This is a genomic window from Lapidilactobacillus mulanensis (assembly GCF_003946215.1).
Classification (GTDB): Bacteria; Bacillota; Bacilli; order Lactobacillales; family Lactobacillaceae; genus Lapidilactobacillus; species Lapidilactobacillus mulanensis.
Genome location: NZ_RHOW01000004.1, coordinates 19052 through 38625 on the forward strand (window position 1 = coordinate 19052; position 19574 = coordinate 38625).

The 19574-nt window shown below is 46.0% G+C and carries 16 protein-coding genes; 8 read left to right on the forward strand and 8 right to left on the reverse strand.

The features are described from left to right. The first annotated feature begins 1 nt into the window (after position 1). The 4 genes from EKM67_RS01695 to EKM67_RS01710 all read left to right on the forward strand — a co-directional run bounded on the left by EKM67_RS01695 (position 2) and on the right by EKM67_RS01710 (position 5244). On the forward strand, positions 2-1144 hold the full coding sequence (locus EKM67_RS01695; protein WP_125576645.1) for a trans-sulfuration enzyme family protein: 1143 nt from the start codon (positions 2-4) through the stop codon (positions 1142-1144). A 206-nt stretch (positions 1145-1350) separates the two neighbouring features. Then, entirely contained in the window at positions 1351-3354 is a 2004-nt protein-coding gene (locus EKM67_RS01700) for a serine hydrolase (protein WP_125576647.1), read from the forward strand. Between the two features lie 205 nt (positions 3355-3559). Beyond that, positions 3560-4471, forward strand: coding sequence for an ABC transporter ATP-binding protein (locus EKM67_RS01705; protein WP_125576649.1), 912 nt, complete (start codon positions 3560-3562; stop codon positions 4469-4471). A gap of 2 nt (positions 4472-4473) precedes the next feature. Next, positions 4474-5244 carry an ABC transporter permease gene (locus EKM67_RS01710; protein WP_125576651.1) on the forward strand — a complete coding sequence of 257 codons (771 nt, stop codon included), beginning with the start codon at positions 4474-4476 and terminating at the stop codon, positions 5242-5244. A 63-nt stretch (positions 5245-5307) separates the two neighbouring features. Here the strand turns inward: EKM67_RS01710 and EKM67_RS01715 are convergent, their stop codons facing one another. From EKM67_RS01715 to EKM67_RS01750, 8 genes are all read right to left on the reverse strand, one after another. Then, a complete protein-coding gene (locus tag EKM67_RS01715; protein WP_125576653.1) occupies positions 5308-6372 on the reverse strand; it encodes a glycosyltransferase in 1065 nt (354 codons plus the stop codon). Between the two features lie 900 nt (positions 6373-7272). Then, positions 7273-8097: an alpha/beta fold hydrolase gene (locus tag EKM67_RS01720; RefSeq protein ID WP_125576655.1), complete on the reverse strand. Its 825-nt coding sequence runs from the start codon at positions 8095-8097 to the stop codon at positions 7273-7275. Between the two features lie 2 nt (positions 8098-8099). Continuing rightward, the gene (locus EKM67_RS01725; RefSeq protein WP_125576657.1) at positions 8100-8741 is read right to left on the reverse strand and encodes a malonate decarboxylase holo-ACP synthase; all 642 of its coding nucleotides are present in this window, start codon (positions 8739-8741) and stop codon (positions 8100-8102) included. Continuing rightward, positions 8729-10396, reverse strand: a complete 1668-nt coding sequence (gene mdcD, locus EKM67_RS01730; RefSeq protein ID WP_125576659.1) for a biotin-independent malonate decarboxylase subunit beta — start codon at positions 10394-10396, stop codon at positions 8729-8731. Before mdcD ends, EKM67_RS01725 begins: the two co-directional genes overlap by 13 nt. Continuing rightward, on the reverse strand, positions 10386-10685 hold the full coding sequence (locus EKM67_RS01735; protein WP_125576661.1) for a malonate decarboxylase subunit delta: 300 nt from the start codon (positions 10683-10685) through the stop codon (positions 10386-10388). Before EKM67_RS01735 ends, mdcD begins: the two co-directional genes overlap by 11 nt. Next, positions 10660-11511 (reverse strand): triphosphoribosyl-dephospho-CoA synthase, encoded by an 852-nt coding sequence (locus tag EKM67_RS01740; protein WP_125576663.1) that lies wholly within the window; start codon positions 11509-11511, stop codon positions 10660-10662. Before EKM67_RS01740 ends, EKM67_RS01735 begins: the two co-directional genes overlap by 26 nt. Positions 11512-11515: 4 nt before the next feature. Then, a complete protein-coding gene (mdcA, locus tag EKM67_RS01745) occupies positions 11516-13162 on the reverse strand; it encodes a malonate decarboxylase subunit alpha (RefSeq protein ID WP_125576665.1) in 1647 nt (548 codons plus the stop codon). Between the two features lie 3 nt (positions 13163-13165). Then, positions 13166-14077 carry an acyltransferase domain-containing protein gene (locus EKM67_RS01750; protein ID WP_125576667.1) on the reverse strand — a complete coding sequence of 304 codons (912 nt, stop codon included), beginning with the start codon at positions 14075-14077 and terminating at the stop codon, positions 13166-13168. 195 nt (positions 14078-14272) lie between these two features. Between EKM67_RS01750 and EKM67_RS01755 the strand changes: the two genes are divergently transcribed. From EKM67_RS01755 to EKM67_RS01770, 4 genes are all read left to right on the forward strand, one after another. Continuing rightward, on the forward strand, positions 14273-15148 hold the full coding sequence (locus tag EKM67_RS01755) for a LysR family transcriptional regulator (protein WP_125576670.1): 876 nt from the start codon (positions 14273-14275) through the stop codon (positions 15146-15148). Between the two features lie 888 nt (positions 15149-16036). After that, positions 16037-17152: an acyltransferase family protein gene (locus tag EKM67_RS01760; protein ID WP_125576672.1), complete on the forward strand. Its 1116-nt coding sequence runs from the start codon at positions 16037-16039 to the stop codon at positions 17150-17152. A gap of 134 nt (positions 17153-17286) precedes the next feature. Beyond that, positions 17287-17415: a methanol dehydrogenase gene (locus EKM67_RS01765; protein ID WP_125576675.1), complete on the forward strand. Its 129-nt coding sequence runs from the start codon at positions 17287-17289 to the stop codon at positions 17413-17415. Between the two features lie 38 nt (positions 17416-17453). After that, positions 17454-19148 (forward strand): oleate hydratase, encoded by a 1695-nt coding sequence (locus EKM67_RS01770; protein ID WP_125576677.1) that lies wholly within the window; start codon positions 17454-17456, stop codon positions 19146-19148. Positions 19149-19574 lie beyond the last annotated feature (426 nt).

Sequence of the window (19574 nt, forward strand, 5' to 3'; positions counted from 1 at the left end):
CATGAATGATCAAACAAAAATTATAAAATTAACGACCGTCAAAGATAAAGAAAGTGGCGCCATTAATACGCCGATTCAACTGAGTTCGACTTTTCAACAAGATGATTTCGATCATTTCGGCGAATTCGATTATTCGCGCAGTGGCAACCCCACGCGCAAAGTCGGTGAAAATGCCGTTGCGCAACTCGAAAACGGGCAGTACGGATTTCTATATAGTACCGGTATGGCGGCGATTTCGTCCGTGTTAGAAACTTTTAGTCAAGGTGACCATTTGATTGTTTCGAAGTTCGTTTATGGTGGTACTTTCCGCGTGTTCACCGAAGTCTTGAACCGCTTTGGCATCGAGCACACTTTTGTCGATCTGCGTGATCTCGATCAAGTGACCGCGGCTATCCAGCCGAATACGAAGGCTATTTATATCGAAACGCCCTCGAATCCCGTTTTAGCCGTAACCGATATTCGTGCGATTGTCGAAATTGCCAAGGCGCATGATCTGCTGACGATTGCGGACAATACTTTCATGTCGCCTTATTTACAAAAGCCGTTGGATTTAGGCGTGGATATTGTCGTTCATTCCGCCACCAAATTTCTTTCCGGCCACTCCGATATTCTTGCCGGCGCCGCGATTACCAATGATCCGGCGCTTGCAGACAAAATCTATTTCATCCAAAACGCCGTCGGTGCCACCTTGGGTGTTTCGGACACGTGGTTATTATTGCGTGGCATTAAAACTTTGGGCGTTCGCATGGCCCAATCTTCTTCGTCGGCTTTGACCATCGCCAGCTGGCTCGAGCAGCAACCCGCAGTCACCCGAGTTTGTTATCCCGGGCTAAAAAGTAGCCCCGATTACGAAATTCAGTTGTCTCAGGCAAAAAATGGCGGCGCCGTCTTGAGTTTCGACGTCGGGAGTGAAAATAATGCCCGCATCTTAGCTGAGGCCGTTCAAATCCCCGAATTTTCTGTCTCACTTGGTGGTGTCGAATCGATTCTTTCGTACCCACCTAAAATGAGCCATGCCGAATTAAGTCCAGCCGAACAGGCCGACTGTGGGATCACACCGGGATTGTTGAGATTTTCAGTCGGTATCGAAGACCCTGCCGATTTGATTGCGGATCTCGAGCAAGCCCTCGCGCAGATAAAATAGCCACCACCATCACTAAAAACAAGCGTATTTTATCAACAAAAAGTTAAATTTTATTCATAATTGACGATTATACTAGCTATAGTCGTTATTTTTTATACATAATAGTGGCAGCAGTCATTTGTTAAATGAACGACATTCTATCGATGATCCCGATTCTTTGCGCCGCAATTGAGCATCACCACTCGACTTAAAAGGGAGTTTCCAATGTGAAAATCAAACGACTTGATCTGGTTGCATTTTTCTTATTCTCACTCATTCTTTTCTACGAATTTCGTGGCAATATTTTTTCAGGCTCGGTTATTTCCATCGGTGTCGTTTTCGTCCTGATCGGTTTCTTGGTTACTGCTCGCGCGCTCGATCGATTTGCCGCCGATCAAAAATTGACCTTGTCCTCATTTCTGTTCGGCGCATTAAAAATATTATTGTTGCCGCTCATTTTTTTGGTCATCTTGATCGTCCCCCTCGCTTTGATCTTCAATCGTGAGCTGCTGACCGGATTGGGCAGTCAACTTGCGGCGACTCTCGGGTTTGCCAATAATTTTTATCAAACAACCAGCTTGGGGAGCGTTCACTTCATCAACGCCAACGAACTTTTCTTCCACGTTTGGCCGTTGGCGATCAGCGCACAATTTCTCCTAGTATGGACGATGTTACTGTTATTAATTGCTAAAATAAGCGCCAGAAGTTCGCGGGCAGTTCGCCAAATGAGAATCTTAACGTTCATTGCGGCGGGCTTGATCAGTGTGGTCGGTCTGATGATATTGGGTCGGGAAACAATTGCTGGTGCGAGTTACGCGCGTCTCTACTTTTCCGCGACTTCATACCTGCTACCGTTTTTCGTGGGAAGCAGTTTAGCGTGTCTATATGGCTATCAAACGGCACCACAGAACTTTGTTGACCGGATATTGCACCTGTCGAGTCGGCGGCAACTTTTAATGATCGGAATCGATTCGCTGCTAGTGTTAGGCATTGCGGTCGGCACCCACATCAATCATTATTGGCAGTATTTCTTGATCATTGTGCTCGGCTGCATCCTTGCCGCGACCGTCCTTCATGCGATTCGCGTTTTACAAATTCAACGGCAGATCACACCAAATATTCGCACGCTGTATTTCTTCTATTTGTTATATTTGACGACCTGGCCACTATCGTTGATCCTCGCCGATCATTTTTCAGCCACAGTCAGTTTTGGACTCGCATTATTATTCGCGATTATTTCCGCGCTAGTCTATCAGTTATTTGCTAAAATCGTCGTGCGCAAGTTTTTGACCATCAGCCATCCTCACCAGGTTCGAATTTCTGCCGGCGTGTTGATTGCAATCACGGCCATGTTTGTCTTCGCGCAAAATCATCGACCCGATTCCGTCGATGGCGCCACCGATCCGGCCGCAACCCTCGCTCAACTGAAATCCGCCGCTTCGGACAGAATCATTACTACGACCACCGCGACGACGAAAACAACCGCCAAGACGACATCAACCGCTGCAACGACCAATGATAAAACGGCGACCGAATTAAAGACGGCTTGGCAAAAAATATTGAACACCACGAATAGCCACGTTCAAATCGCCGTCTATTCGAATAAGACCAAACAAACTTATCGGCTCAGCAACGTGAGTACCACCACAACTTTTGACACCGCCAGTATCGTCAAAGTCTCCGTGCTCACAGAATTATTGAAGCAGAAACAAGATAGTAACACGACTTTGACCGCGAGTGAGAAAGCCTACGCCGTCAAAATGATCGAAGACAGCGATAACGACGCCACCACTTACTTGTTAAACAATCAAATGGGTGGTTACACCGCTACTCAAGCCTTATTCGACGATATCAAGATGACGCAATCGACCGCCAACGCCGATGCTTGGGGCAACACGCAAACTACCGCCACTGATCAAGTGAAGCTTTTGAACGCGATTTATTACAACACGGGGAATTATTTATCGACGGCTTCCCGCAAATATATCAAGATGTTAATGGCCAATGTTGAAGATACGCAGGATTGGGGTGTCTCTGCCGGTGCAACCAGTTATCACGTTAAAAATGGTTGGTTGAACGCTAGCGACGGCACTTGGCGAGTTAACAGTATCGGTCACATTGAAGATGGTGATTACACGATCGCAGTGCTCACCAATAATAATAGCGATGAAACTGCCGGGATCGATTTGATCGAAAGCCTGGCAAAAGTAACCCATGATATTTTAGATTAAAAATAATCAGCCGCCACATTCCGATTTATTCAGAATGCGGAGGCTATTTTTTTGCAACATTTCACAATCATGGTCTCAAAAATTGGCTAGTCTCAGTCAAACGACCGATTGCCACCGACTCACAATTTGCGTTAGGATAACAACTGTTGAAACACGTGTGATTTTAACGTGTGTAATCGGGTTAAATACATATCTGGAGGAAGTTATGGCAAATTTATTAAGCGTCCAGCAATTAGACAAGTCGTTTGGCAATCGACGTGTCCTTCATGGCGTTAACTTTGAAGTCGCCGCCGGGCATATTGTGGCATTAGTTGGTCCCAATGGTGCCGGTAAAAGCACGATCATGAAAGCCGTTCTCGGTTTGATCCCAACGGATGGTGGTCATCTGACCATCGATTCCCAACCGGTTTCGATCACGAGCCACCAAGCACTCGCTCATGTGGGCGCGCTGATCGAATATCCCGGGATCTATCCGTTTCTGACTGGGAAACAACATCTCGAATTATTCGCCGATAAAGAAAATCGTGACACCAATATGACGCAAATCGTCGAAGCGCTAGGGATGACTAGCTATATCGATCATAAGGCCAAGCAATATTCATTAGGCATGAAGCAAAAACTTGGGATCGCACAAGCCCTCGTCAATCATCCTAAGCTCGTGATCTTGGATGAGCCGATGAACGGACTCGATCCGCAAGCCGTCAAAGATTTGCGCGATTACATTCGCAAGATGGCCGATCAAGGCACTAGCTTCTTGATCTCAAGCCATATTCTCAGCGAATTGGAAAAACTCGCCGACGATGTCTTGATCCTCAATCACGGCAAAATCGTCCAACAAAGTAGTATGGGCGAACTCGTTGCATCTGGGGGCACGTCATACGTGATCACCACGGCCGACGATGCCTCCGCAAAAACTGCATTAATGGCTGCTGGCTTACAATTAGTTCCCGCTGAAAAAATCATGATCCGCCAACAAAATGAGAAAACTTTAAATCAAGTTTTGCAGACCTTAGTCAACGCCAACATCGAAATTACCGACGTCGTTAAAGTTCAACACGATTTGGAAGAATCCTTCTTGGACATGGTCAACACGCCAACCACAAAGGAGGACAAATAATCATGGGAACTTTAATCAAACAAGAACTTTATAAACTCACTCATAAAAAGGGCACTTGGATCGCGATTGGCATCATGGTCGTTCTCCAAATTATCCCTGCTCTCGTACAAAAAGCCGATTCTGAATTTTTCCAACTGAGTTCTCTGATCAGTAACGATTATTTAGGCGGTGGGCTCTATTTATTCATCATGATTGCCAGCGCTGCTAGTATTATTGCCATGGAATTTCAGTACGGCACGATCAAGCAGCTACTCTATCGGCAATATTATCGTAGTCAAGTTTTTATCAGTAAGTTGATCGTCATCTTCATGCAACTAGTTGTGCTAAAAGTTATCTCCACAATCATGACTTTCACCTTGACTGCCCTACTCTTTCCCAGCTTCGATTGGGATCAAAAAATCGAGGGTAGTCAAACGTTATTACAACTATATTTCTTGGGAATGGGTGGAAACGTGCTTGTCACCGTCTTTCTGCTAAGCGTCGTGATTCTAATTGCAACCTTACTCAAAACCAACGCTGCCGCCATCACTAGTGGTTTCATCGGTTACTTCGTTTCGATGGCTGCTTCTAGCGTCTTACTACTCCTGATCAATAAATGGCATTGGCTGCGATTCAATCCATTCAGCATGTTGATGACCAGCTCGCAGATCATCTCGCCAGACATGAGTCAAGCAACGCTGATGAGCACCCCGTTAATGATCACGCTCACCTTTGTGTACACGATTTTATTCACGTTCATCGCCTATTTCAGCTTCAGAAAACGTAGCGTCTAATTCCAATTTAAAGGGCCTGACCACAGTTTAAATACTGTGGTCAGGCCCTTTTTCAATCGCCATTTAAGCTTGGGCAATTTTAACTAAGGCTGCTTGCAAATGTGTGAAATAATTCTGATCATAAAAACGATCGATACTTGCTTGAACCACCCGCTCATCGACAAACGGATCATCTTGCACAACTTGCTTGAGTGCACGATGCAATTTCCCGCTGTCTTCTAACGGGTACAAGAACCCCGTGCGCCCTTCTTCAATAATATCCGCCGGACCCGTGGGACAATCCGCCGCAATACAAGGCACCCCATGACTCATGGCTTCAAGCAACACCATGGGCAACCCCTCGAATTTCGAACTCAACAGCAGCGCATCCGCCGTCTGAATTTGCGGCCACGGATCGGTCACCCAACCATGCCAACGAACGCGTGATTTCAACTGCGGATGGCGCTTGATAAACGCCTTACACTTATTCAACCCAGAACCCGCACCATAGAAATCGATCACCCAATTACCGTGCAGATTTTGCAAAGCACCAAGTAAACTCTTCAGATTCTTCTGACCACGATACTGGATCCGCCCGATAAAAATAAAATGCTTCGGTTCATTATCATGACTCCGAGCAATCAGCTGTTGTGCAGGTGTAACTGGATTATAAATCGTGTAAATTTGGTCAGCCGGAATATCAAAGCCACGCATTTGCTCGGCGATCCCGCCACTGATGGCTAAATGCGCGTCAGCATCTTTTAACGAATTCGTATCAAACCAAGTCACATTGCTCAACGTACTGTGGATCCAAGAGACAATTTTATAAGGTCGCTGCATCCTCCTGCGGATCTGCGCCGCCACAAAAATTGGGCGAGATCCTAAACAGATCACCAATTCCGCGGTGGTATTGGCCATATAATGCCGCGTAAATGAGCGAACAATGATCGGATTGCGCGTCGGATTCTGCACGATCTCAACACGGCGGTCTAATCGTTGCAGCCACTGTTTATGTTGCGATCCTTCGGTTAAAACGAGTTGATAATGATTGTTGGTGGTGTTTTGCGTGAGATAATTCAGGACTTTGATCAGGACTGTCTCGGTCCCACCTTGCCCCGAAAGAAATGGGGTCACAAATGCAATGTTCATATGTAAAGCTTCCTTTCCTTAGTTTAATCGTAACACAGGAAAGCAAAAGTGGCGGGAATGTGAGTTTTGGGGATGGGATTATACTGATATCGCTGAAAGATTCAATCTTCGCTTGGATAGATTTTTGTGGTTCCGGCTAAATTTGTGGTGGGAACTGGGAAACTGCTGTGGGGACGGCTGCAGGATTTCCAAAGTACGGAAATTCTTCCGCCTGAAATCTGAGCTCCTGAAAACCGCAGGATCTCACATTTCCCCTTTCTGTAAACTCACAAAGGCCGTTCGTTAACAGAAATATCACTGCAGTCCCAGTTCCCACCACAAATTTCGCCTCGTCTATTCGGAAGAGCTCGATAATATTTATTGCATGACATTTTTGTTATTTAGGGTAAAGGCTACCTTGATAATCCAACTTTCAGGAACCCATCTATTAAAATCCTACGCTAAACTAAATAAGTTTAGGTCGAAAGTGCTGGGGCAGGCAGTCGTGGCAGTGACAACCATGTTGGCGGGCCGCTTTTGCCCGCCTTACATGGTGGATCGATTTGAGATTTTGCGGTTTGTGCAAAAGCTCAAATCGAAGCTCGGAACTTTTCCCGCACTTGGAAAAGTGGAGAGCGGTCCCACAAGCCAACGTACTGCCTGCCCCAGCACTTTCGACCGAAGGTAGACCAACTTTCAGAAAATATTATCAAAAAAAGAGCAAAAAAAATCGGTCACTTCTGACCGATTTTAGGGTTAATCTTTCTTAGAATGACATAAACTTCGACAAGCACACTGCGTTTCGTCTAACATCTGGCAATGACACTCACCATGATAACCCGCGCAAGGACAGCCTTCGTGGCAGCTCATGCCGGCATGGCAGGCAGGATTTTCTTGATGAGTTTGATTTTCGGTCTTCATTTACGATTTACCGCCTAATTTTTCTCGGCGACCACGCGTTTTCAGTAAGAAATGGCGCAGCGTTTGATTAAATCGGTCGGGAACTTCGGCCATAATATCGTGCCCACAATCGTCGATCAGAACCTGACTAGCAACCGCATTCCGCTCGGCGACCCAAGCGCCATAACCTGGGCGATAATAAGGGCTCTGTTTGGCAGAGATAAATAGTGTTGGACTGGTTTCCTGACAAGCGGTTTGCCGCCAATCCGCACGAAAATGACTCTTCAACAATGGCAGACCCTTTTCTCGAGAAAACGGGGCGTTGGTCTGGGCAATACTAAACGGTCGAAAAATACGATCAACGAAACCATGCAACGTTTCGCGAACGGCAGGTTTGGTGGCGTACTTTTCTTGCCAGTTATTCTCATTGACGCCGACAAAGCCATACGGCCACTCCGAATCATTGATCATTTTCGGCGGCTGATCGACTAGTACAATGGCTTTGACCGCCAAGCTAGGATAACGCTGGCGTAAATTCCAAATCACGCTACAGCCCATTGAATGGCCCACCAGGATCGGTTGGTCGAGCTGCAATTTTTCAATCAAGCCCGCGAGATCATCGCCCAAATCATCAAGGGATTGCGCATAATCGCCTGCAGAACCACCCTGCCCGCGAAAATCATACCGAATCACGTGATACGATAATTGGGCCAACATGTCGAGTTGCCCGGTCCAAATTTCCTTATAACTGCCGAAGCCGTTGATGAAAATCAGAGGTTGATCTTGCACGTCACCCTGTTGTTCAACGGCTAATTGTTGACCATTCGCCAACGAAACCAATGTCATTTCTAGTCATCCATTTCTGTCATTAATTGCCAAGGATCTTGGCTTAAAATCGGACCCTCGTTAGTCTTCACGAGAATTTCTGCCGTCCGTTGAGCCGCATACTCTTCCAGTGAAAAGCCGTATTGTCCCTGCACCATTTGAATATCCGCGTGGGCACCCATGATCGTGCGTAGCTCGGCGATCAAGTGTTGCGCTTCGTGAGGCGTTATCCGCTGCTTTGGCAGTGTCATGATCACATCCACGTCGCTTTCTGGACGCGCCATTTCAATACCGGTCACCAATTCATAAGCCAGTGAACCACCGACACCCCATTCGTAAGTTTTCAAAAGCGGGGTGATGGCGTCCAAAGTTTGAAACGGTTTTAGCTGCCGGCGCGTGGACGAAAGCTTCGGTAAATATTGCAGCGCTTGTTGCGGCGTCACCGCAGCCAACCAATTATCGGGATGGATCCAAGTGCCGAAGCGCTGGCTTTTTTGGAAGCCGCGAATGCCAACTGGAATTCGGTCCTGCTGCTCACCTCGACGCACGATCACGTACGAAGTTAAGTTTAATATTTTTTCTGTCCACACTGGCAAAGGATCCGCCGTTAATAATAACGTCGGATCCTTCAACTTGATCAGTGTGTGTGGCATTAGCCGTTCCATTGTTCGTCCATCAAACGGCGTACCTTATTTGTGGCAACACGGCCACTTTGGACAGCGATCGGGTTCGTGTAACGGAAACTCAAATCTGTGGGCTTGTTATCTAAGTCTGCTAAAGCCTCATCGATCACGCCTTCGACAGTCGAAATTGCCTTAGCGCTAGAATCATAGCTCTTCACACCAGAAATCAGTTTGTAAAGTGAACCTAATTTTTGATAATTTTCAATATCATAAGCCATTGCGGGAACATGCTTCGTGGCTTCTTCCAATTCGGCGATCGTCCGTTGTGTAATACGGGCAGAACTGGCTTTGCTCATGGCTTGAATCGTGATATCAAGGTCATCGAGTGCGATCAAGCGATTCGATTGCAACCCATGTGCTAAGAAACCACCGGATACGGCGTCGCCAGGAATAAAGGCAACGACTTTGTGACCGGCCTGACGTGCGCGTGCATAGGCACTGGCACTGGCAGCCAAAGACATGTGGATCCCGATCAATTCTTCTTTGTAGCCATAAGCTTGGCTAGGCACATCGACGACTAAAATCAACGGTGTCTTTTCAGCTTTGTTGGCATCAGCCTTGATCAAATCATTAACAACCGATGCAACGGTATAGCCTTCAACCAAACCAACTTCACCGTGGCGAACACGTGGGAAGCGATTATTTTCATCGGCCACGATAGCAATATACTCACGGCCATTTTTCTGTGCGTGTAAAACGGTTGGCACATCACTGTGCGCGTTCTTGATGCCCGTCAATTGTTCGAACCATTGACGGCCACGACTCTTCGTCCCTGGCTTGCTACCCTCAGTTGCAGCAGCCAGATGATGTTCAGTCGTCTTAACTTGCTTGTATAACTTCTTGTAACCATCAATATCCAAAGGTTGGCTAGGATCGAGTTGATCCAGCAACGATAGGTAAAAATCACCTTGTTGATCGCGATGGCTATCTTTATTTTCATTGATGGCACTGGTAATGGCATTTCTGAAAGCATCCACGTCGTCATCAACGACTTCGTCAATGATTCCGGTAGCTTGGCGTTGTTTCGTACCCAACGTGCTCCAGATCAAATCCTTGTCGCTAGAATCGAATTCTTGAACGCCAGCTTCTTGTTCGATGACTTCTGGACCATTCAAGGCGATACGGGCACGGTTAGTCCCGATCACATATGACAAAAGTGCATTCGTGATCGACATACCACCGAATGAACCCACACGACCAGGAACCAGGCCAATAACTGGGACATACTTTTTAAGAGCAACGACCATGTTATGGATCTCTGAAATTGAGAGCAAGCCATAATTAGCCTCTTGCAAACGAACGCCACCTGTATCCAAGATGATGATCGGATAAACGGTTTTGCCAGCCTTATTGTCGGCCAAAGCGTGTTCCAAAGCAGCAACGATTTTGGCACCACTTACTTCACCAATACCGCCGCCTTGGAAATTACCTTCGATACCAACGACCAGTGCATTTTTACCACTGATCTGGCCTTTCAAGATCACGATACCGTCATCACTTTCAGGCACGATGCCTTGTGGTTCCAAGTGTGGTGAGATCATGTCGTCAAAAGGACCGATCAATTCACGGCCAGTGCCTGCGTCTAACAAGGCTTCGGCGCGTTGGCGTGCATGTAATTCTACGAAACTATTGCTCATCTTTCAACGCCTCCATTGCTTGAGTTAAACGTAGGTTGACTACGCCGGGTGTTGCACCAAAGTCATTAATTTCAAAGTTTGCTTTGATTGGGTAACGATCGAAGAAACGGTCTAGAACATGTTCCCATGTTTCTTTGAAACCATCGCTACCAGTCACGATAGCCAATTCTGCGCCATCTTTATCAGTTGGACGCAATAATACTTCTAAGTCACCTGAAGCAACGACGCCAACATGGACGGGATGGTCGATCGGTTGTGTTGCTTTATAGTTGAAATGTAATTTTTCCATAATCTAAAACGCTCCTCTCGGCTAAATCTTGTTTGGGTAAAGTCTTTAAGAATTTCGTCGCGGCAAAAAGATCAGCGCTGCCACCAGGCGAAATATTTTTTTCAATTGTAAAATCGGCCAAGCCAGCAAACTCCGAATTTTTCAAAACCGGCTCACTAGCTTGCGCGATTCGTTTAGCTTGTTGCTGCAAAAATCGTAACGTCGCCAGATCCGAACGATGGATCACATTCGTATCATCGACCGTCGCGTACAAGGTCAACAGCGCACGCAACCAATCATCTTTAGTCGTCAACGGTAATTCCAACAGACGGGCAATATGCGGAAAGTTACTCTGTGCCTCAGCTTGTGCGCCACCGATCCCATATTGATGTTGGGCTTGTTGACCATAGGTTTGTTTGGTGACCGATTCATTGCCAGGATCATCGATCCGGGCGAGTTGCCCCGCAATCGCTAATAATTGCGCAGAATTTGCCGCGGGTTGCAGCCAATAAGCGGTGACCAGCAAACCTAACGCCCAAATCGCACCCTTATGTGTATTCACACCGTTCGTCGCGGCAAACATCCTTTTCTCAGCGGTGCGACCCAAGCTGCCGATCTGTTCGCGCAACAAGTCATTAGGCGCCCGTCCCTCAGCAACGGCACCTAATTGCACGAAATAATCGTGCAGACTCGCCGCAGAACGATGAAACAATGCGGCATCCATATCTTGATGAGCACCATTCGAAATGGCATCGACTAACCCAGGCTTCGGTGTAAAATCAACTTCCCAATCCAAAGCGGCGACTGCTAAATCGGCGATTTTTTGATAATTAGTTACGGCCGTCATCTGATTATGACCAGCTACGGAACTTAGCAGGTGGATTATAAAGACCCTTCGACCATTTAACTAAGTCTTCCATATTTTGTGCAGCTAATAATGACCGCTTAGCATCCGTGCGACGAACACCCAAGTCTTCAGGCAAGGCCACGATACCGCGAGCACGCAAATCATTAAGCGTCTTGGCATTGCTACGCAAACCAACAGGTGTAACACCAGCAATAGCTTCGATGGCAGCTTGGCGTTCAGCCATGCTATCCGTCTTGTACAAGTAGGCGATCCCTTCTTCAGTCACGATATGCGTCGTGTCTTCGGAATAAATCATGATCGGCACGTTAGCCAATTTAGCTTCTTTACGAACTTCTTCAGCATCCAAGTGATCAACGAAAACAGGTTTCTTACTTGAACCAAACGTTTCAACCATTTGAACGACTAATTTTTGTCCCTTACCTAATGGATCATTGTCAGGACGAAGACTTTGCCAAGCTGGCGTTGAGTGACGACGACCCGTTGGATTTGAACCCATGTTAGGCGCACCACCGAAACCAGACAAACGACCATTGGTGACAGTTGAAGAATTACCGAATTGATCGATCTGCAACGTTGAACCAACAAACATATCCAGCGCATATTGACCGGCCATTTGACCGAAAGCACGGTTAGAACGCATCGTGCCATCTTTACCAACGAAGAAGACGTCGGGACGTGCAGCAATGTATTTCTCCATGCCGACTTCGCCACCGAAACTGTGGATCGATTGGATCCAACCACTTTCGATTGCAGGAATCAACGTTGGCGTTGGGTTAACTTCCCAGTTAGGAACGATTTTACCCTTCAAGCCTAATTGCTCCCCATAAGTTGGTAAGAGTAATTCAATTGCGGCCGTGTTAAAACCAACACCATGGTTAACAGACTGAACATTGTGCTTTTCGTAGATCCCACGAATAGCCATCATGCCCATTAAAATCTGTAATTCGGTGATATTTTGTGGATCACGGGTGAATAATGGTTCGAGTTGATAAGGTTCGTCTGCAGGAATAACGACGTCGATCCAATCAGCAGGAATATCAACACGTGGTAATTTATCAACGACTTCATTGACTTGAACAATAACGATCCCGTCTTTAAATGCAGCTGATTCAACGATCACAGGTGTCTCTTCGGTGTTGTAACCAGTATAAAGATTACCGTCACGGTCGGCTTTGTCAGCTGCAACCAAGACGACATTAGGAATCAAATCAACAAATAAACGTGCGTACAATTCCAAATAAGTATGGATATCACCAACTTGTAGCGTACCGTCGGCGATCATTTGCGAAACACGGGTACTTTGGGGACCGGCGAAAGAAAAGTCCATCTTGCTGGCAATCCCATCTTCGAAAATATCCAAATGTTCTGGGCGAGAAATACTGCTCATGATCATATGCAGATCATGTACTTTTTCAGGATCAACACTGGCTAAAATTTTCGATAAGAAACTGGCTTGTTTCTGGTTGTCGCCTTCAAGGACGACCTTATCGCCACTACTGATCAATGCTTCAAGAATCTGTTTTGCATCATTGGTCTTGGCATACTTGCCAGAAAGTAGTGGCTGGACAGCGGCCATCTTCGTGGCTTTGGCGTCACGATGGCTGGCCCAATTACGTTCACTATCACTCATAAATTAAGAACCTCTTTCCCATTTTTTCAATAAATAAGTTGCGTCAGCAATCGTCATCTGATCTAAATAGACCTGATGAATATCGCCGAACTTCTGCGCGAGCACCTTTCTAAACGGACGCCCGGGAGAAAAATTAATGATCACGTTGGGCTGATAATCCGTCGCCACTGCCATCATTGACTCGAAGAAAACTGGATGAGCCAAGTTGTGACCCAGATCGTCGCGTAACGGTCCAGATTGTCGAACGGCATGACCCGTATTGTTGGCCAGATAGATACCTTGTGGCCGGTCGATCGTCACATCCGCTAAAGAAGCCGCGAGTTTAGTGGCAACGTCATTCATCAACGGTGAATGAGAAGGCACCGGCACGCGCAAGCGCATGGCTTTAGAAGCACCGTTGTCTTTTGCCAACTGAACGACGGCATCGATGGCTTCCAACTGACCGGATAAGGCGACCTGATCTTCCGCATTCTGATTCGATGCGTAGACCGGCTTTTCTTTCGTCGTCACTTGTGCGACCAATGCCTCAACTTCAGGCCGTGTCAAGCCTACGACGACGCCCATCCCATAACCACTTGGATACGCGCCTTGCATGAGCTGAGCACGTAACTTCACCGTTTTAAATAAATCCGGTGCCGAAATCGAACCCAACGCATACGCTGCAGCGAAAACGCCAAGCGAATGACCAGCAGCTAACCGCGGTTTAAAACCAGCAGCCAACAGACGATCCACTTGATCCACTTGCAATAATTCGATACCAACTTGCAACTGAACCGAATCTTGATAGGCATCATCAGTATCCAACAATTTCAGTTGTAACTGATCTTCAACCTTGGCTCGTAATCCCGGATCAACGGTTGCCAACATGTCAGCATGTTGACCGCCCTGTCCAGGGAAAATCCAAAGAGAATCCAAACGAATCCCTTCTTTCAAAGTGTGCTTAATTATGATGAACTCATAACGAGACACACGTTTCAATCATCGTTTCATTTATCATTTTCCGAAACAACATGATCGATCTCACTTGATTACTTTAACGCGAATATATATTGATGTATAATGATTAATATTCATTTAATATAACTACAGGTTATGAAAGCTGGAAAAATAATGAACCTCTCACAACTAAAAGGCTTCGCGCTGGCCGCCCAGACTGAAAGCATCACCCAAGCTGCCCGATTAGCTTTTATCAGCCAACCTGCAATGTCGAAGTTGATTCAACAATTAGAAGAAGAATTAGGCGTCACCCTTTTTGACCGCGTCGGCAGAACCATCAAGCTGAGTCAAAACGGTCAACTTTTCCTGTCGTATGTCTCTACCGCGCTGGATGAACTGCAACAAGGAATCGATGCGGTCACTTCCAAGGCCAAACACCCCACACAACCGATCCGCTTATTGATCGAAGTTGCCTCCAGCTTCATTCCAGAAATGGTTCGCCGTATTCAAAGCCAATTTCCGGAAACGCCCGTCCAATTGACTCAACGCATCGCAACAATCAGCGAACCGCACCAGTTTGATTTCACCATTTCAACGCGCGAGCCCTTGAAAGAGGACATTGCAATTCCACTGATCAACGAAGAAATCTTCGTCGGGAGCGCCGGCGTTCAAATCAACTCACCATATATTAATCCCACCGATTTAAAAGATATGCCGGTGATTGGGATGGGCTTGCACAGCCCGTTGCGCGACACGATCGATAATTATTTCGCACAATACGGCATCACGCTGAATTATCAATACGAAGCCGATGATCCCGCGACCTTGCGCGAATTATTATTGAGCAACGCCGGGATCGGCTTTATTCCAGCAACGACTTGGCAATCCACCGGTAAAAAAATGCATTTAGCACGGCTGATTCCCAATCCCCCATTCCGAACGATTTATCTAACTGAAAATAAAGCCACCGAAACCAATCTCAATCGCGTCGTGGCTAATATTTTGGTTCAACTGTTTGTTGAACAGCGGAAGAATTCTTTGAAGGTTTGAAATAGTGATGTTAAAAAGATGATCTACCTGCGGTCGAAAGTGCCGGGGCAGGCAGGTCTGTGGCTGTGGGACCGCTCTCCGCTTTTCCAAGGACGGGAAAAGCTCCGAGCTTCGATTTGAGCCTCGGAAAAACGCCGAGTCTCGAATCGATCCACCATGTAAGGCGGGCAAAAGCGGCCCGCCTTACATGGTTGTCACTGCCACGACTGCCTGCCCCAACACTTTCGACCTAAACTTAATTTTAGTTTAGTGTAGGAAATGAATAGCTGGGTTCCTGGAAGTTGATTTACAATGTAGTCTTTACTCTGAATAACAAAATAAAAAATGTGATGAATTTCAAATCTGTGCATAATAGGACACGACAAATTTTTAAATTGGCGCCGAATAGCTTGGAAAGACGATAATGTCAGCTTTTCAAGCGAAAGATTGCGCCTATTTTAAAATCTGTCGTGTATCCAGTTTGCCAATTTTCATTTTGCGCGTTTAAAAAAATATTGTTTGGATTAGAAATGTAAATTAAATCTACAACGTTAATCTTTATCGAGCTCGTTCGAATAGACTAGGCGAAATTTGTGGTGGGGACTGGGACTTGCAGTGGTAATTTTGTTAATGAGCGGTTTTTGCGAATTTACAAAATGGGAAAACTGGAGATCCTGCGGTTTTCAGGAGCTCCGGTTTTAGGCGGAAGAATTTCCGTACTTTGGAAATCCTGCAGCCGTCCCCACAGCAGTTTCCCAGTTCCCACCACAAATTTCGCCGGAACCACAAAAAATTATTTTCAATTATCTCTGATCCCCCACATTCTTGCTTATTTTTTTATTCTCTGCTAGAATAACTCAGAAACAAACCACCTGATCGATCTCACAATCTGAAAAAGGTGGTTCCACCATGACTAAATCAAACAAACTGACCGTCATTTCTGCCGACATCGGCGATTATCTCAAACTTGGCGCCTGCACGGCAGTTATGTTGCAAACAATTTTAAGTTTAGCTTTAACAACTTCCCCATCAACAACCGCGCAAACTTGGATCGGCATGATTTATGACCTGGTCAAGTTTACAGCGCCCGCATTTATTTTCGGCATTCTATACACAACAACACGTACCACCATCGACAAAACCGATCTCACTTATGGCCAGTACATGAAAGGCACTTGGCACGGCTTATTTATTCCGACCATCTGGTGGACATTCGTTTATCTGCTGGTCATGCCTTGGGTGCAACAAGTCAATCAATATCACGATCTTCCTAGCTTCCTCTGGCATTTTATCAACGGGAACGCCTCACCGCATTTGTGGTACAACACGATGATGCTTCAGTTCATTATTCTGATGCCACTATTCTGGGCGATCGGTCGTTGGGTCGGTCAAAATACAAAGCGTGGCCTGATTATTTTCGTCGCAGCCATCATCGTTCAAGGTTTGTGGTTAGTTTTTTATGACACGCAGATTTTCCACGGTCCCCACATGCAAGACTGGTATTTATTCGACCGTTTCTTCATGAGCTTCTTCATTTACGGCGTCTTCGGAACTTTAGCTTGGCAATTCCGCGAATTCTATAATCGCACCGTTAAAAAATACTGGCTCGTCTTGGTCGTTCTTTTCATTGCCATCTTTGTTTGGGTCAACCGCGAACTGTTTAACTTCGGCTATCCGGTCATGCTCGCCAATGCACCCTACTACAAACCTTCGATGACTTTATTCGACCTGATCATTATCGGTTTGCTTTCTGCACTCGCCGTTTATCAAATCGAACGCAAATTGCCGTTCACGAATTTCGTCCACAGCTTTGCCAATTTCGCGTATAAGGCCTACTTGTCGAACGTTTTCTGGGCACAATTACTTTGGCTCACGTTTGGTAAAACTTTAATGCAGCACTCCACTTTCTTCGGCATTGTCATTATTTATGTACTGACTTGGTGCCTCGCGTTTGCATCTGCCTTTGGATTACATGCCATTTGGTCACGCCTCAAGCCCCGATTAACCGTGAAGAAAACCGCCTAATTAATTTAAATCAATTATTTACTAGACACCTTACACAAGGTGTCTTTTTTTTAGACACTTTTAGGACTTTGTCTATTGGTTTTCGTAGTAAAGCGACTATGATGAAGTCGTAATCAGAAAAGGAGTGACAAAATATGAAAAAGCATTTATTCGGTCTTAGCTTGACCCTTGGTGCTGTCGTTTTGGGCGTCGCTTACGTCGCCAAAAAAACCGGCTTTTTTGAAAACGATAGTCACTTGTACGACGAATTCGAATCCCGTTAATTTTTTAAAACTATTGCACTTAGAATGGAGAATTTCCAATGAGAAAAAATAAAGCAATTATGATTGGTGCCGGCCTTTCCAACATGGCCGCTGCCGTTTATCTAATTCAAGAAGGCAAATGGCAAGGTGATCAGATCACCTTCTATTCACTCGATGATCACGGTGCTAACGATGGCGCCACCACTGATTCTGTCACGGATGAGTATTGGAATAAGAATCATCCGCTTGAAAATAAAAAAGGCTACGTCGCTCGTGGTGGCCGCATGTTAAACTATCGGACCTATGTTGATTTGATGGACCTTTTAAATCGGGTCCCTTCAACAACAGAGCCAAATATGACTGCCGCCGAAGATACACGCGACTTCGATGCCAAACACCGCACGTTTGACAAAGCGCGTTTACTAGAAGGCGACAAAGGCATCATCGATGGTGGCAAGCTTGGTTTTAACAACCAAGACCGGCTAATGTTGACTAAATTAATTGCCATGCCCGATTCAGAAGAGGAAAAATTGGACAATGTGACCATCTCCGAATATTTCAAAGATGATCCCCATTTCTTCAATACCAATTTCTGGATGATGTGGGAAACAACTTTCGCCTTCCGTTTGCAAAGTTCCGCTCAAGAATTCAGACGTTACATGCACCAGATGATCTACGAATTCACGCAGATCGAGCATTTGGTCGGTGTTAACCGGACCAGATATAACCAGTATGAGAGCATCATGTTGCCACTGATCAATTACTTGAAGGATCAAGGCGTTAAAATCGTCTTAGATCGTCTCGTCACTGACTGGGATTTCAAAGATACGCCGATGCAAGATGAAATCACAGTCACGGGATTAGAAATGCTAAATACCAAGACCAACAAAAAAGAACACGTTGATGTCGACGATGACACTGCCGTTATTTTCACCAACGGATCAATCACCGACTCTGCAACAATGGGCGATTATGATCATCCAGCTGCAGAAAATATGGATTACGGTGCCGCTTCGAGTTTATGGAAAAAAGCCAGCGAGCGTTTCTATAACGTTGGTAATCCCGATAAATTCTTTGCAGATCGCAATGCCAGTGAGTGGGTCAGTTTCACACTGACTACAAGTGATCACGTCTTGCTCAACGAAATCACTCGGATCACCACGCAAGTTCCTGGTAATGCCTTGAATTCATTCATCTCGACTTCACCGATCACCGAACTCGGCCAAAGAGATGTCAACATGTCGATCGTTGTTCACCATCAACCTCACTTCACTACTCAAAAACCAAACGAATCTGTTATTTGGGGCTATTTCCTTTACCCACGTCGTCGCGGCGAATTCGTCGACAAGCAATATATCAAGATGACCGGTAAAGAAATGTTGCAAGAATTGATCGGTCAATTATCTAAAGTCGATCCTGGCCCAGGTAATATTCGTGATAAAGAGTCTGAAATTATGGACAGTGTTATCAACAATATTCCTGTTTACATGCCATATGCTTCTGCCTTGTTTAACAATCGTGCCAAGACAGATCGTCCCAAGGTTATTCCTGCACATTCGACCAACCTCGCCTTCACTGGTGAATTTGTAGAACAGCCTTACCAGATGATTTTCACGGAACAAAGCGCCGTCCGTTCCGGCGAAATTGCGGCTTACCACTTCGCTGGAATTCCAATGGCCAACTTGGTCAAGACACCACGTTACGATAAGGATCTCAAGACCTTAGCACGCGCTGCTAAAAAAATGTTTGATTAACTGAATTGAACGTAAGACGATCACGTCGATTGATGACGTGATCGTTTTTTGTGCGTTTTTAATCTACTTACGGTTGAAAGTGCTGGGGCTGGCAGGTCTGTGGCTGTGGGACCGCTCTCCACTTTTCCGAAACGTGTTCTGCAACATTGAAATCAGCATCTAAGAGATCAAGCCACGAAGAATGAAGCCCGATTCTTGTGTCTTGACGTCTTAGCTGTTGATTTCAACCCATGTTGCGCCACACTCTGGAAAAAGTTCCGAGCTTCGATTGAAGCCCCGGAAAAACGCCGGGTCTTCAATACGATCCACCATGTAAGGCGGGCAAAAACGGCCCGCCAACATGGTTAGCACTGCCACGACTGCCTGCCCCAGCACTTTCGACCTAAACGTATTTGAGTTAGTGTAGGAATTGAATAACTGGGTTCC